Raw genomic sequence first — 14,661 nt, 5'->3', positions numbered from 1 at the left:
GCTCGGGCGGATGATCCCGCTGCAGTACAGGCGGTCGCTCAATTTAGCGGCATGAGCGTTTTCGCACGGAAAACCAGTATCCCCTGTGCCGAGTTTAATCGTAGCGAATACAATGGGCACTGAGCATCAATCGAAAGTAGTCAAGAGCCTTTTCGACGGCTTCTACCACCTCTACCCCAGCCTCGAGCAGCAGTGGGCATACTATGCGCGATACATCGACTTCATGCTGCGCGAGCTGGCCTCGCAGCCCTATCTCGACCTACGGTCCCTCATCGGCCATAAGGACTACTTCATCCTGAGCACCAATGTGGACACCCAGGCCGAGAAGACGTTTCCCGACGAGAGAACCTGTAACTATCAGGGAAGCTTCGCGCACCTTCAGTGCAAGCAGCCATGCTGTGACGAGCTCTTCGACGCGAGCCCCTACGTCGAACGCATGCTCGCGGGCATGGCGGGGTTCGAGGTCCTCAGCGAGGATATCCCCCGATGCCCGCATTGCGGCTGGCAGCTTGTGCCGTGGGTGCGCGACGACACGTTTCTGCAAGGCGGAGCATGGCGCGAGAGCCTCGAACGATACGAACGCTTTGTGCGCGAGCGCAGCAGTGGCCGCGTGCTGTTGCTGGAGCTCGGCGTGGGCGAAATGACTCCTGGTATCATCACACTCCCGTTCTGGAGCATGACCGCAAAGCTGCCGGATGCGCACCTTTTGAGCGTAAACATCTCGGGCGACTCGGCTCCGTTGCAGCTTGGAAGCAAGGCAGAGGCGATCCAGGCCGATTTGGGCGCCCTGCTCTCGGCGGCGCGGACGGGCGACGAGCAGCGCAGTTCATCGCGCCGTGTTTCATGCGTGGACGCTTAAATCAAAACCACCCCTAGAAGGGGTGGTTTGCTCTTAGGGTGTAACCCTTGGATTTCCGGCACGCGTCTAAAGGCGCCGGCCCTCACGGGGTTCGGGCCGCACTGCAGATTGACCCGTGACGGGCCGGTCAAACCGGCGCTATTTACGCCCCGGCCCCCTATCGAAGGGGTCCTCGTACTCCTTGGCGCTCAGCCGGTCGAGCGCGATGTCGGCCTTCTCCTGCTCCCGGATGTACTTCGCGATCGTGGCCTCGTTCAGGCCGACGGTGGACACGCAGTGGCCCTCGGCCCAGAACTTCCTGTTGCCGAACTTGTACTTCATGTTCGCGTGCCTGTCGAATACCATCAGCGAGCTCTTCCCCTTCAGGTAGCCCATCACGCTCGACACGCTGTACTTCGGCGGTATCGCCAGCAGCATGTGGACGTGGTCGGGCATCAGGTGCCCCTCGATGACCTCTATCCCCTTGTACTGGCAGAGCTTCCTGAAGATCTCCCCAAGGTCGGACCTTATTTGGTTGTAGATGACTTTGCGCCTATACTTCGGCGTGAACACGACGTGGTACTTGCACGTCCACTTCGTGTGCGACAGGCCGTAGGCCTTCTGGGCCATACGCCACCACCGCCCTCTCGACTCGGATTCCTTGCGGCCTGAACAATCGCAAGTGTCCGGCGAGGGGGCGGCTTTGTAAAGCCGTTTGGCCCCACCCGCATAGCGGGTGGTTTCTGATGCGGCGCGCTGCGCGCCCCGCACAGGCTAAAGCCTGTAAATAAAAATACCCCCGATTCCAAGTGGAAATCGGGGGTATCTCATCGGGTGGCTTTCAAGCAGTTTGCAAAACTGCAGGTCGCAGACCTTCATTGCTAGTAGGAGAAATGAGTAGTCTCGGGTGGCTTGCCCATGAGTTGACGAATAAGTTGGAGCTTCGCCATTGGCTCAATCGCTTCGCGCGCTCGATAAACTTGTTTAGTAAAAGGCGGATCGGTCACCGATGGACGCACGACGAGAAACACGTACCTCCAGTGGTTCAAGCACGGCGCGCGTGAGGATCTCTGCAAGCAACCGCCTGGTACGCTACTGTTGCCAGCGTGGCTTAGCGGACTGGCGAATCCCGCCCCGTGCGCGTCATCATCCAATCAAATGCCCTGGCAAGCAGCAGCACCGCCAATCACACTACGTTCTTACGGCGCCCTCTGCGATAAAATTAGCGAATTGTGTTTTCACCTCGCAGCTACGGAGACATTAGATGATTACTCTGGACAATCTTCGCGACGCACTTAGGGCTCTGTGCTACGAGCCCTCGGGCGACGGCACCGTTTATCAGAAATCCTGGGAAGAGACCAGCGCGCAAATCACGGTCGATTTTTCCAAGAAACGCATCGGCTACCCGAAAGACCTGGGGTTCAAAGTCAACAAAGACACAACTTGTAACTTTTCCGATAACGAGAACTTCGTCGTACTCGCCTGCGTAACCATGCTCCTCGACAAAGGATATCGCCCCGAATCACTTGAGCTGGAGCGCGAATGGGCCCTTGGGCACGAACAAAAGAGCGGCCGCGCTGATATCTGCATTAATGACGAGAGGGGCGACACACTCGCAATCGTCGAATGCAAGACCCCTGGAACCGAGTTCAAAAACGAATTCAAGAACATGCAGTCAGACGGAGGGCAACTCCTCTCCTATTGGCAACAAGAGCGCGCGACTCGCTGGTTGGTACTCTTTGCATGCGATTTCATCAACAACGAAATCGTGCCAGACCAGGTTTCAATTAACTGCAGCGATGACGAGAACTTCATCGCGCTCGCCAAACGCGATGACACCATTGCGCTCTACCGCGACGCCCATACAGTGGAACAGCTCCATCAAGTTTGGACGGAAACGTACAACCAACAAGTCGAGGGAAACATCCTCTTTGGCGATAGGTCGACGGCATACCACCCGATGGTTCCTCCCCTTCTCAAGAAGGACCTTGTCGACTTCAGGGCCGAAGACAGCATCGTCAACCGCTTCGAGGAAATCCTCCGCCACAACAACGTCTCCGATAAAGAGAACGCCTTCAATCGCCTTATCGCGCTCTTTATCGCGAAGCTCCAAGACGAGCTCTCGAAAATGCCAACCCAGGAGATTGAGTTCCAATACCGCCAAGGACGCGACACCTACGAAACGCTCCAGGACAGGCTCCAGAGACTCCACTCAGACGGCATGAGAAAGCTCATGCGGGAAGAGGTCCTGTACGTTCCCAACGACTACGCCGAAAACCTCATAAGCAACTATACGGGCCAGCACCGCAAGAAGCTCATCGAGGAGCTGAACGGCACGCTGCGCAAGCTCAAGTTCTATACCAACAATGACTTTGCGTTCAAAGACGTCCACAACGAGGAACTCTTTCTTCAGAACGGCAAGGTACTCGTAGAGACGGTGCAACTTCTACAGCCGTATCGCATCGTAGGAACTCAAGACATTCAATTCTTGGGCGACCTCTTCGAACAGCTCCTTAATCAGGGCTTTAAGCAAAACGAGGGCCAATTCTTCACACCTGTGCCCATCACCCGTTTTATTTGGAAGTCACTCCCACTCGACAGCATCGTGCAGGACGAGGCTGGTGCCGTGCACTATCCACGCGTTATCGATTACGCCTGTGGCGCGGGGCACTTTCTCACAGAAGGATTCGAAGAAATCTCCGACGCCGCATGCCAATATGATCCGACCATAGAGGATGACCTCGGAGACGCCGACTGGGTCAGAGACAATCTCGTCGGCATCGAGAAGGACTATCGACTCGCTCGCGTTTCCAAGGTCTCGTTCTACATGCATGGCGCAGGGCAGAGCAACGTGGTCTTCGGCGACGGACTTGAAAATTATCCCGACAAGGGAATCGACAGCCGAACCGACAGGGGACGCTTCGACATTCTTGTCGCCAATCCCCCGTACTCTGTCGCGGCCTTCAAACCGCATCTCAAGCTTCACAACAACGAACTCAAAGTGCTGGAAACCATCAGCAATAGCGGCTCGGAAATCGAGACCCTCTTTGTCGAGCGTGCGGCACAGCTTGTTCGGCCCGGAGGCTACGCCGCCATTGTCCTCCCCACCTCGATCCTCGACAAGAGCACGAGCTCGAGTTTCATGGCCGCACGCGATGTGCTTTTGAGCTCCTTCGAGATCGTCTCCGTCGCCAGGTTTGGATCAGGCACATTCGCGGCCACAGGAACAAACGTCGCAATTATGTTCCTACGTCGCTTTGACGAGATCCCGCCCCGCAATGCGAACGCACTTGATTTCGTTGACGCTGTTTTTGAGCGCAGGAAGCTCACTGGTTGGAAAGACGAAAGCGCTTTCAACGCTTATCTCGACACAATTAATGTAGACGGAGATACTTACCGGGCTTTTCTCGCAGGAGAGGCTGGCTGGAACGAATGGGCAAACACTCGCCACTTCAACGTTTATTGCCATCTTTTCGAATCATCGAAGGAGCTCAAGACCCTTCGAAAGAGCAAGACTTGGAAGGCGGCCGACAAGAACTCACAGCTCAAAGCAGAGAACGAGCTGTTCTATCGCTATGCGCACAAGGAAGAGCGCAAACGCCTGCGCGTTTGGGGTCTCGTCTGCGGCGAACAGACGCTCATCATCAACTCACCTAACACGACCAAGGAAATCGCCTCTTTCCTTGGCTACAAATGGAGCAATCGCAAAGGCAACGAGGGGATACAGCCCATCGATGGTGAGGGCGTGCTCTATTCGGACGACGAATCGGACGACACGAACTCGCTAAGCGGCATCATCAGAGCATGGTTCTCCGGCGAGCAGGTTGAGCCCGGCGACCTTGCCCAGTACTACTACTATGCCAAGACCACCGATTTCATCGACTTTGATGCCGAGAAGTTCGACGAGACTCTTACGATTCCCCGCTCTTTCTACAAGCCCCGCTCGTTCGCCCAGGGCACCGTAGTCAAGACGCTTAGAGACATCACATCCTACGTTACCAACAGCGTGGCCCAGAGTTCCATCACCACCGACACTTACGTAACAACGGAAAACATGGTCAAGGACCGTGGCGGCATAACCACCTATAGTGGAGAGCTTCCGGCAAGTGCTGGCACCGCATACAAGAAGGGAGACACGCTCGTCTCCAATATTCGCCCCTATCTGCAGAAGATTTGGCTCGCAGACCGCGATGGGGCGTGCTCCAAGGACGTTTTGGTATTCCGAAGCATAAATACCGACAGCCTATTGCCCGAGTTTCTCCATCTGCTCCTGTGGCAGAAGGACTTCTTCGACTACGATATGTCCACCTTCACGGGAACCGGCAGGCCTCGCGGAGACAAGGATGAGCTGCTCAAATACCCCATCCCAGTCCCGACGCTCTCCGAGCAGAGAGCCCTCATCGACGATTTCAATCGCTTAACAGATGAAATCAATAGCAAACGACAGCAAATCGCCGCTCTCAAGGAGAGCGTCAAATCACGGTTTGTCGAGATGTTTAGAACCAAGACACACGCATCATGGCCAATCGAAACAATCGGCAACTACAGCATAGAAATGCACTACGGCACTTCAGCAAAAGCCGGCGCCGATGGCGATTATGTCTACATCCGAATGAACAATATCACCGACGACGGCATCCTTGACCTAACCGATACAAAGCGAATCACCCTAAAGGGCCAAGCTCTCGAAAATGCTACCGTCCGCTATGGCGATATGCTTTTTAATCGAACCAACAGCATTGACAAGGTTGGGAAAACTTGCGTTTTTCATCAGTCAGAGACCATGGTTATTGCTGGGTACATCGTGTGCGTAAGGTTCGCTGACCACAGCTCTGCCGAATATGTATCTGGTTACCTGAATTCAAAGGAAGGAAAGCGAGTCCTTCGTAATATAGCGAAGGGAAGTGTCCATCAGGCAAATATCAGCGCAGCAGACTTGGCCGCTATTCCCATTGCAATTCCCCCGTTGTCCCTCCAACAGGAGTTCGCCGACTTCGCTGCCGAGGCGGACAAATCGCAATTTGCACTCGAGCAAGAGGTCGACGCCCTTTCCGCAGAGCGCGACGCCCTTCTAGACCGATTCCTCGCGTGATACGTTCCTCCCATCCATATCGGGATGGGAGGAACTGATGCACACGACGATCGAAATAGCAAACGCGGTTCTCACAAAAATGCAGGCACTCGTTAGCGGCGAAGTGCTTTCGTATCTCGAGAGCGTCCTTATGAGCGAACTCAGGGGCATCGAACTTGAAGTGAACGCGCTCAGCAATGTCGAAGACGAGGCCTCAAAGTACATGGAGCGATTCCTCGCAGCCAAAACCATCGAGGGATGCTCGCCTAAGACCATCAGGTACTACAAGGCCACACTTACAAGGGCGCTCGAAGCAATCAAAAAACCAATTGTCCGGATTAGTTCAGATGACTTACGAACATACCTGAGCGAATATCCCATGGGTAATAACGCAGGGAGCATCACCGTCGACAACGTCAGGCGCATCCTGTCGTCATTCTTCTCTTGGCTTGAAGACGAGAACCATATACTCAAAAGCCCTGCACGACGCATTAAAAAGATTCGCTCAAAGAGAACGGTCAAGTCCGTATATTCTGATGAAGAACTTATAGCCCTCACAGACGCCTGTTCTTGCAAGAGGGATCTGGCAATCATCAACCTTCTTAGTTCAACAGGGATGAGAATAGGCGAACTCGTCTCGCTCAATCGAGAAGACGTTGATCTAAATCGGCGAGAGTGCATTGTACTCGGAAAGGGCAACAAAGAGAGAGTCGTCTATTTTGATGCGACTACAAAGCTGCACCTAAACAACTACCTGCAAGAACGCAGCGATAACGTCGCCGCGCTATTCTGTAGTCTCACAAAGCCGAGTTCTAGGCTGCAAGTAAGCGGAGTCGAGCTCCGCCTTCGCTCCTTGGGAACAAAAGCAGGCGTCAAACACGTCCACCCACATAAGTTCAGGAGAACGCTGGCCACCAAAGCAATTGGAAAAGGAATGCCCATCGAGCAGGTGCAGAAGCTGCTTGGCCATCAAAAGATTGATACAACGTTGATGTACGCAATGGTCGATCAGGACAACGTAAGGGACTCTCATAGAAGGTATATCTGTTAAGTCAAATCACGGTTTGTAGAGGTATTTGGCGATCCGGTCGATGGTAAAAAATGGCCTTTCGTTAGGCTTGAAGACCTCTGTACCAAGTTGGGTTCCGGAGCAACGCCACGAGGTGGCAAAACGGCATACAAGGCCGAAGGTGTTCCGCTGGTCAGAAGCATGAATGTTCACAACGGTCGTTTCGTGTGGAAGGACCTTGCTTGTATTGATGATGAACAAGCCGCAAAACTAGAAGGCGTCACGCTGATGAAGGGTGACGTGCTTCTGAATATTACTGGCGCTTCGGTTGCTCGTTCATGTCTTTTGCCAGATGAATTGGCTGGTGGACGTGTTAATCAGCATGTCTCAATTGTCAGAGTCGACCAAAAACGGATGCTGCCGGTGCTATTGAACACGGTGCTGATCAGTGATTCGTATCAGAGACTCCTGCTAAACGGCTCAAGAGCGGCTGGAGCAACAAGGGAGGCAATTACCAAAGAAGCTCTAAAGAGAATGACGGTTCCCTTGCCTCCCCTTGAGCTTCAGCAAGAGTTCGCCTCTTTCGTCGCTCAGGTCGACAAATCGCAATTTATCATCCACCAAGATCTTCACGGCTTTTGAAAAGACAGATAGTTACATGTCCAACGCTACAGAAGCCCGAGGACCGTCGCCTTTGATAGCATCTCGTAGGCTCGCGGATATGTCTCTTTGTCGCGCTCGGCCATAAATGCCCAGTTCGCCGTCACGTCAGCCGCCCTCACCATAGCCACCTTGGAGGAGTCGACATAGGAGACTGGAATCTTGGGCAGCCAGTCGCTAAATACAGGAGGGTAGGAGGTCTGCCACGTTGGGTTGAACATGCCGCAGCGCAGCTCCTCATCAACCGATTCTGCCAGGTTGTACTTTCCGTCGATCGAAGTCGAATGCTCGTCAACCACAACAGAAACTGCATCAACCTCGCTCGCGGCAATTCCCTGAAGCCTCAGCGCGTCAACGATGCCGGACTTCACGCCACGCTTTAGAGCGTAGTCAAGATACCTTTGCTTGCGCCTTTTCGAGCTTGAATTCTCAGAGCAACTGCAACACCCCTGAGTAGTGGACCTCGTAGGGCGTCCTGAACCCCAGGCGCTTGTGGGGCCTGCGGTTGATGGCATCGTACACCCGCTCGACCTCCTCGTCCGAGACCGCAGAGAAGCCGGTCCCCTTCGGGAAGTACTCGCGCAGCAGACCGTCTGTGTTTAGTCAAGCCTGATTTTCGGGTTGGGGCTGCGGTGGAAATCCTGGTCCTCTTTTGGTCCAGGATTTCCACCGCAGCCCCAACCCGTAAATTGAACGCTATCAAACACAGATGCCGTCGCGAAGTCGATGTCGCGCGTGACGCGGCCGTCGGGGATGCGCGCGAGCAGCCCGCTTCCGCCCTTGAGGATAAACCGGCCGTCGGGGTTGCTGAACACCCTGCGCAGGAACCGGTCGCGCAAAGCCCGACGACAGCCGTCCCCGGGGTCACCGCCCCTGTCGCGAACGGCCCTCTTCAGGGCCCTGTCGAGCTGACCGCCGTTCTCGTACGTCATTCTTCCCGCCTCCTAGCTAACGAATCGTACAGGCTGGCCCCCGCCGGCATCCCGGCTTTTGCCCCCCGGCGTCGATTTTCTCCCTCAGCGCGCCCTCGTCTTCGACGAGGCCCCTTTCGAGCGCGTCCGCGAGCACGTTCGCGACCAGGCTCAGTTCCTCCCCGGAGTCTATCAGGTCCACCACCGTGAGCCAGGGCCTCGTCGCCGGGATGTCCGAGACGATCGCCACGTCCTTCGGGTCGAGGCGGCGCTTCCTGATGAATCAGGTTCGGGCGCTTAGTCTGCTTTCTCTCGGGCGTGCAGAACTCGTAGGGCGAGGGGCTGACCTCGCCGATGCCGTAGAGCCATGCAGCCGTCGCCCCCATGGCGACGGGGCGCCTCCCCGGGTCGATCGACAGTCAGGCCGCGAGGACGTCCTCCTCCCGCGTGCTCGGCGAGCCGCCCATGCGGTAGACGCCCTTCGCGAGCCTCTCTATGTTGCCGAGCCCTTCCAGCCTCGAGAGCGCGTACCGCTCGACGCCGAGCACCTTCGCCTGCACAGATGTGAAGAGCCCCCTTTGGGAAGAGGCGATGTCGTTGGTGGCTCGTATGACTTCGATTTATTCCATGCTTGCATTGTGGAAAATAATGCAACAATGCAAGCAATACGCTCAGAATACACGGCGTTATTCGGCGGCATTCGGGGTCACTGAAACTGCGGAAACCGATTTTCGCATTTCTTTATTCCCATTTGTTGACCTGGGCGAATGCAATTGAAGAGGGCTTGAATCCGCCTCGCAGTTTCAAGTCAGTTTCATCCGCTCGAAATCGGCCTTCGGGGGACCCGAATTGTGAATTATTCCCGCAGGGCCTAATTATTCCCGTACCGCCGAGTACTCCGTTGTACCGCCCAGTAGGGACACACGGGAATAATTGGGTCGTTTTCCCAGGTAGAGATGCAAAAAGAAAGCCCTCGAACCAAAGGGTTCGAGGGCTGTTATTCCCACTATTTCGCTGGTGGCTTTGGTTCTGCCGTCCCGTCATTCCAGTTGCACCCAGTTTTCGGCATCGACACGGAACGCGTGCCGCCGAATAACGCGATGTCGCGTTTCGTCGGCTTCGGGGACAAAAGTTGGGACAACCTCAAAAACTTTTTTCAAACTCAGGGCATTGAGTTTTTGTTTTTGTCCCAAAGGAGCTTCCGACCGTGATTCGGGTGCCCAATTGGGCGGAATCGCCCGTTTCTGAAACTCAACCGCAGCATCACGCGCAAGCCACTCGCAACAACTGCAAATGATTGGTCGCGAGCGGCTTCCAACGAGATTCCAAAGCCGCAGGTCAGGCGACTGCACTACTGACAGGGAAAGGGAGTCGTATCGGGCGGCTTGCCCATGAGTCGACGATGAGGCTTCCACCGAATGTCGAGGACATGCTGGTAAAATAGGCAATACTTTTTATGACAGGAGACCGAGCATGGCCGAACCCCACGATAGGAAGCCGATCCTCACGATCGAGCAGCAGATAGAGCACCTCAAGCAGAAGGGCGTAGCCTTCGAGCTGTGTTCCGAGGAAAAGGCCGCGGACTACCTGCGCGACAAGTGCAACTTCTTCAAGCTCGCATCCTACCGCAAACTCTTCTCGAAATACGAGGGAGGCCCGCGCGACGGCCGCTACGTAGACCTCGACTTCGGCCAGCTGCGCCTGCTCGCGGCGCTCGACCAGGAGCTGCGCCACGCCCTGCTCGGCATGACGCTCGACATCGAGCACTTCCAGAAGGTGACACTGCTTCGCGAGATGGAGGACCGTGGAGAGGACGGCTACGCCATCGTGGCCGACTACATGGCATCGCTTACCACTGCAAACAGGGAGTACCGCCTGCGCGAGCTCAAGATGAGCGGCCGCAGCCCCTACAGCTCGAGCCTCTACGCGAAGTACTCCGGCGACATGCCTGCCTGGGCCTTCCTTGAGCTCACCTCGTTCGGCACCCTCATCGACTTCGTGCGCTTCTGCGCCAGGCGATGGGGCGACAGGCGCCTCGAGGCCTCCCACTACGACCTCAAGCGCGTGAAGTCCGTCCGCAACTGCGCCGCGCACGGCTCGTGCCTGATCAACTGCTTCGCCGAGAGGGGCGCCGCCCGGGGCTCGGCGTCCAGCGGCGTCTCCCGAAGGGTGGCCGCCGTGGGAATTCCCAAGGCGACCAGGAGGAAGTGGATGGGGAATACGGCCATGCAGGAGGTCGCGACCGTGCTCGTGGCGCACTCCGGCTTGGTACCCGAGGGCTCCTCGCGCTCGCGCGCCGCATCCGAGCTCGCCGAGATGTTCGCCAGGGCCGACGGCGAAACCGAGGCGCTGCCCGGCAAGGGGCCCGACGCCGCAGCTCGCTCCGCGCTCGAGTTCCTTCGCAGGTTGACAGAATCGCTCGGGTTGGTAGAATAGCCTGCAGATAGCAAAACCTTCACGGTTTTAGGGGCGGACTTGCGCAAGCGACTCTGCCCTATTTTTATATTCACTCGCTATAGGAGACGGGTGATACCTGGGTCAATGACAGAACTGAGAAGCCCGGAATAATGGAGCCAGTTAGAAACCCTCGGGTTTGCGGGGCGGGATCGTGAGAGCGATTCTGCCCTATTTTTTCCTCCGTCTGCCCCAAACCAAGTAGTTCGAAGATAGCCTGTAGGTGTCCTCGTGGGCGCCTTTTATTTTCAGGGAATCGGCCGCTTCATGAACGAGCGACCGGCTTGACCTAGATCGAACCGCCTTCATCTCCGTCTAGGCGCCGGCAATCAACATCGTAAATCCGCGCGTGCTACAATGCGGGCATCAGAGATGAAAACACAGTCCCCGTCGGGTAGTCGCGGGCGTGCGGGGGTCCGCATCAGTAACCTGCCTCCTTGGTTGTCCCTTCTCTGCATGGTCATCTACATAAAGGAGGAACCAGCCATGCAGATCAGCGTGTCGCCCACCCTGACCGTATATCACGACGGCCAATTTTGGGTCGGGCTGGCGGAACACGCCGAGGACAGAACATACGGCGTCGCCCGCATCGTCTTCGGCGCGGAACCGTCCGATGAGGAAATCCTGCAATTCGTTACAAGCAAATGGGCGGAGCTCGCGTTCTTCGGTGGCGATCCCGCCGAGACGAGCAAGCCCGCAAAACCCCAAGCGCCGAGCCCGCGAGGCGTCGAAGGCCCTTAAGCAGCCGGCGATGGGCACCAAGGCGCAGCAGGCGCTCGCGAGTCAGCGGGAGGCGATGAAGCAGGAATCGGCCCGCGCAAGAAGCCAGCGTCGCGCGGATGAGGCGGAGGCGCGCTTCGAGCAGCGGAAGTTGAAGCGCAAGCAGAAGCATCGTGGGCATTGATACCGCCATCGACCCATATATAGCAGCAAGCGTAGCTTCGATTGAAACTACGCCTGCCACCTGGTGCTATAACGTTATACAGAACGTGTGTTCTACTCCCACTCAGTGATCAAATCGTGCACTTCCATAGCCTCTCGTCTACATGGTATACCGTTGTCTCCCCTTTTTTCAGAGTTGGGCGATTTTCGGGTACCCAAGCTGAACTCAAATTGAACTTAACGACGGCTTATCGGTCGGGGGCTTCCTAGCGAGAATATACAGAGGCGCACATTTCGCAGGGAACCTCCCATTCGTTATTTTATCGGGATGCTGTCAAGGCAGCGTCAATGCGTTTGACCTACACCTTCTCGCTTGTCGAGGCTTCGTCTGCAGGACCATCGGAATCGATACGGAATCGATCGGCATACCATTCATCCGAAGCAATCACCTTATGGAGCATCTGGAGATGCAGGTCGACATAGTGGCAGAACGCCTTGCCGTATTCCACGAGAGGCACATTGTTTCTCTCGTTGGGCTCGGCTCCAAAATTAAACTCGACCTCATAGCCCTCCCCAGGCACACCAATGCTCGACAGAATATCAGTGGAGAAGTGAACGAATCCAGACGTCACCTTGTATACATCTTTTACCTTTGGATCGAACTTCTCGAGTAAGTCTTGAAGTCTTCTATCAGACATCTTCTCACCCGAGAAATCTTTCAGCTTGTTCGCAGGCACACCTTGAAACACCTGCTTGAGAAAGTCATCCTGGTCTTCCGCGGCGAATAACGCGAATGTCCTCAGGCAGACTCCAACCTGTGCGCGGAGAAGCTGGGCGACGCAAACAAGATTCCTCGACTCGAGCATGGAGATGAATCCGTCTATCAATCTCATCGCATATTCAGAGGAGGATGCCAGATATAGATCCCATTGGGTAAAGTCACCGTTCATGAAGGGAATCACTGCATTGCGCTCGGCGACTCTCAAGGCACTCAGGCTTTGTTTTATTTTCTCAGCTTCTTGTTTGAACTGTTCGATATCCAAAATGCCCCCAAATGCCGGCTTCTCAACAAATCAGAAAAAGCAAGAGAGACAGAGATTAGGTTCATGCTCCACTGAACCCACGCTTCCAGTCGAGGTACTCCTCCTCGGAGATCTCCCCGGAGTCCCGTCTCTCGCGCCCCTCACGGAACTGTCCATATCAGTGTAGCCAATCCAAGCACAGTCCCACCGCCCGGCCCAGTCGCTCCCCGTCCTGCGTGACCCCGTGAAGGCGGAGGGGCGTGACTGTCGTCATCGCGTTCCTTTCTCCTCGTACTTTTTTGGGCATGCGTAGCGGGCCCCCGCGCGGCGCTGAGAGCGAATCGGCGCAGGCTTGAGACCAGTTGCGCTGGAGCCGAGGTTCGGGTTTCGCCGGCTTACGCAGCTTGGCGGACGGAGCGCCCGGGCTCCGCGCCCCTAGGGCGCGGCGGGGTCCGCAACGTTGGAGGTGTCGATCTCGCCCAGATTGGCGAGCTGGCTGATGAACGGGACACTCTCGTGTTCGTCCACCTCGACGCCGCCGAGCACGATGGTGCTGTCGCGCGTATCGATTTGGGTTGTGAACACGGCCGGGTCGAAGCCCGAGGCGATAAAGCCAATGCCCGCGAGGACAACACCCGCGGCAACGAGCCCGCCCGCCACAGCGAGGTAGATCTTCTTCGCGCTGGTCATGGTACTCACTCCTTTCTACGCTGCGAGATGCGCGGCAGCGCCGCCCTTCTCGCCCTTACCCTTCCAGAAAGGCGAGGCGGCCTTCCCCGCCCAGAGCGCCGAGAGGCGCGCGATCCGCTTGGATGCCTCCCAGGCGCCCGCGCCCACGAGGAGGGCCACGCCGATGAAAGCGAGCCCGCAGCCCAGCATCACGATCACGTAGGGCACGTGGCCGACGGCCACACCCGCCGCCACGAGCGCGAGCGACGCCGCGCCCACGGCCCCGAGGGTCGCGGCGATGACCCACACGCAGAGCGCCAGCACCCAGATACACACGTAGACCGTGACGGCCACCGCCGCGAAGGCCAGCAGGAGCGGCACCCACACCGGCGACCCCACGATGGTCAGCACCCACAGCAACGCAGTGCTGCGCCGGCGCGTCTTCGCAATCGCGCGCGGCACGGCGGGCAGGTCGTCGAGCGTGGCCTCGGCAACCTCGCCGGGGGTGCCCATGGCGGCCACGGCCTCCTCCTCGCTCATGCCGTCCTCCATGCGGTCGGCGATGGCCTCCGCGTAGAACGCCTTGGTCTCCTCCACCTGTTCGGCCGGCAGGCAGGCGAGCAGCTCGCCCAGCCGGCCCAGGAACTCATCGCGCGTCATGGTGCGCCCCCTCAACGTATGTGTAGATCTCCCGTACGGACGGCCACTCGGCCAGGAACTCCTCGATGCGCGCACGCCCATCGTCCGTGATGCGGTAGTAACGGCGCAGCCGCCCGTTGTGCTCGGCGGAGCGCGCCGTGATGCACCCGGCTTTCTCCAGGCGCTTGAGCAGCGGGTAGAGCGTCGACTCCGTGAGCCCCATGCTCGCCGGCACGTCCTTCACGATCTGGTAGCCATAGGACTCCTCGCCGGAAATGGCCGCGAGCACGCAGGCCTCCAGGAAGCCACGCTTCATCTGGGCCTCCATCCGCACACCTCCTCTCGTCATATACTGTGCTATACACACTATACGATGCAAGGTATTAGGCGTCAACTACCATCGTGAAGATTCTTCGGTCCCCGCACGCGGTCGCGGATGACTGCCCGTCCCGAGCGAAACCCACAGGCGCCAACGCGACCTGAACGCGGCGCTGTACCCCGAGATC

General features: G+C 57.0%; 13 protein-coding genes and 3 pseudogenes. 6 read left to right on the top strand and 10 right to left on the bottom strand.

Annotated elements, in window-relative coordinates; genetic code table 11:
* The first annotated feature begins 112 nt into the window (after positions 1 to 112).
* Complete coding sequence (locus DWZ52_RS02150; RefSeq protein ID WP_117583302.1) at positions 113 to 859, top strand: NAD-dependent protein deacetylase, SIR2 family; 747 nt, start codon at positions 113 to 115, stop codon at positions 857 to 859.
* A gap of 138 nt (positions 860 to 997) precedes the next feature.
* Here the strand turns inward: DWZ52_RS02150 and tnpA are convergent, their stop codons facing one another.
* Positions 998 to 1,468, bottom strand: coding sequence for an IS200/IS605 family transposase (gene tnpA, locus DWZ52_RS02145; RefSeq protein WP_117583303.1), 471 nt, complete (start codon positions 1,466 to 1,468; stop codon positions 998 to 1,000).
* A gap of 634 nt (positions 1,469 to 2,102) precedes the next feature.
* Between tnpA and DWZ52_RS02140 the strand changes: the two genes are divergently transcribed.
* From DWZ52_RS02140 to DWZ52_RS02130, 3 genes and pseudogenes are all read left to right on the top strand, one after another.
* A complete protein-coding gene (locus tag DWZ52_RS02140) occupies positions 2,103 to 5,930 on the top strand; it encodes an N-6 DNA methylase (RefSeq protein ID WP_118384799.1) in 3,828 nt (1,275 codons plus the stop codon).
* A 37-nt stretch (positions 5,931 to 5,967) separates the two neighbouring features.
* The gene (gene xerA, locus DWZ52_RS02135) at positions 5,968 to 6,960 is read left to right on the top strand and encodes a site-specific tyrosine recombinase/integron integrase (RefSeq protein WP_117583305.1); all 993 of its coding nucleotides are present in this window, start codon (positions 5,968 to 5,970) and stop codon (positions 6,958 to 6,960) included.
* Positions 6,961 to 7,017: 57 nt separating this feature from the next.
* Positions 7,018 to 7,560 (top strand): annotated as a pseudogene (locus tag DWZ52_RS02130) (restriction endonuclease subunit S); the annotation flags it as partial.
* A gap of 26 nt (positions 7,561 to 7,586) precedes the next feature.
* Here DWZ52_RS02130 and DWZ52_RS02125 read toward each other — a convergent pair.
* The 5 genes and pseudogenes from DWZ52_RS02125 to DWZ52_RS02110 all read right to left on the bottom strand — a co-directional run bounded on the left by DWZ52_RS02125 (position 7,587) and on the right by DWZ52_RS02110 (position 9,082).
* Positions 7,587 to 7,949 (bottom strand): hypothetical protein, encoded by a 363-nt coding sequence (locus tag DWZ52_RS02125; protein WP_117583307.1) that lies wholly within the window; start codon positions 7,947 to 7,949, stop codon positions 7,587 to 7,589.
* Positions 7,950 to 8,007: 58 nt separating this feature from the next.
* Positions 8,008 to 8,178, bottom strand: a pseudogene (locus DWZ52_RS10100) (IS30 family transposase); the annotation flags it as partial.
* Positions 8,178 to 8,510: a nucleotidyl transferase AbiEii/AbiGii toxin family protein gene (locus tag DWZ52_RS02120; protein ID WP_117583308.1), complete on the bottom strand. Its 333-nt coding sequence runs from the start codon at positions 8,508 to 8,510 to the stop codon at positions 8,178 to 8,180. The gene DWZ52_RS02120 and the pseudogene DWZ52_RS10100, both read right to left, overlap by 1 nt.
* A gap of 16 nt (positions 8,511 to 8,526) precedes the next feature.
* Complete coding sequence (locus DWZ52_RS02115) at positions 8,527 to 8,739, bottom strand: hypothetical protein (protein WP_117583309.1); 213 nt, start codon at positions 8,737 to 8,739, stop codon at positions 8,527 to 8,529.
* Between the two features lie 169 nt (positions 8,740 to 8,908).
* A complete protein-coding gene (locus DWZ52_RS02110; protein WP_255413178.1) occupies positions 8,909 to 9,082 on the bottom strand; it encodes a type IV toxin-antitoxin system AbiEi family antitoxin domain-containing protein in 174 nt (57 codons plus the stop codon).
* 880 nt (positions 9,083 to 9,962) lie between these two features.
* On the opposite strand from DWZ52_RS02110, the gene DWZ52_RS02105 reads away from it, so the two are divergent.
* The gene (locus tag DWZ52_RS02105; protein ID WP_117640141.1) at positions 9,963 to 10,925 is read left to right on the top strand and encodes an Abi family protein; all 963 of its coding nucleotides are present in this window, start codon (positions 9,963 to 9,965) and stop codon (positions 10,923 to 10,925) included.
* A gap of 375 nt (positions 10,926 to 11,300) precedes the next feature.
* Positions 11,301 to 11,847: pseudogene (locus tag DWZ52_RS10305) on the top strand (YjdF family protein).
* Between the two features lie 337 nt (positions 11,848 to 12,184).
* Here the strand turns inward: DWZ52_RS10305 and DWZ52_RS02095 are convergent.
* The 4 genes from DWZ52_RS02095 to DWZ52_RS02080 all read right to left on the bottom strand — a co-directional run bounded on the left by DWZ52_RS02095 (position 12,185) and on the right by DWZ52_RS02080 (position 14,483).
* Positions 12,185 to 12,868 (bottom strand): hypothetical protein, encoded by a 684-nt coding sequence (locus tag DWZ52_RS02095; RefSeq protein WP_117640140.1) that lies wholly within the window; start codon positions 12,866 to 12,868, stop codon positions 12,185 to 12,187.
* Positions 12,869 to 13,282: 414 nt separating this feature from the next.
* Positions 13,283 to 13,537, bottom strand: coding sequence for a hypothetical protein (locus DWZ52_RS02090; protein ID WP_117640139.1), 255 nt, complete (start codon positions 13,535 to 13,537; stop codon positions 13,283 to 13,285).
* Positions 13,538 to 13,552: 15 nt separating this feature from the next.
* A complete protein-coding gene (locus DWZ52_RS02085; RefSeq protein ID WP_117640138.1) occupies positions 13,553 to 14,176 on the bottom strand; it encodes a DUF1700 domain-containing protein in 624 nt (207 codons plus the stop codon).
* Positions 14,163 to 14,483, bottom strand: coding sequence for a PadR family transcriptional regulator (locus DWZ52_RS02080; protein WP_197032260.1), 321 nt, complete (start codon positions 14,481 to 14,483; stop codon positions 14,163 to 14,165). Before DWZ52_RS02080 ends, DWZ52_RS02085 begins: the two co-directional genes overlap by 14 nt.
* Between the last annotated feature and the right edge of the window lie 178 nt (positions 14,484 to 14,661).

The sequence above is a fragment of the Collinsella sp. AF33-16 genome, from assembly GCF_003475325.1.
GTDB lineage: Bacteria > Actinomycetota > Coriobacteriia > Coriobacteriales > Coriobacteriaceae > Collinsella.
Note: the sequence above shows the minus strand (reverse complement) of the source record. Positions and strands in the feature narration are given on the sequence as shown.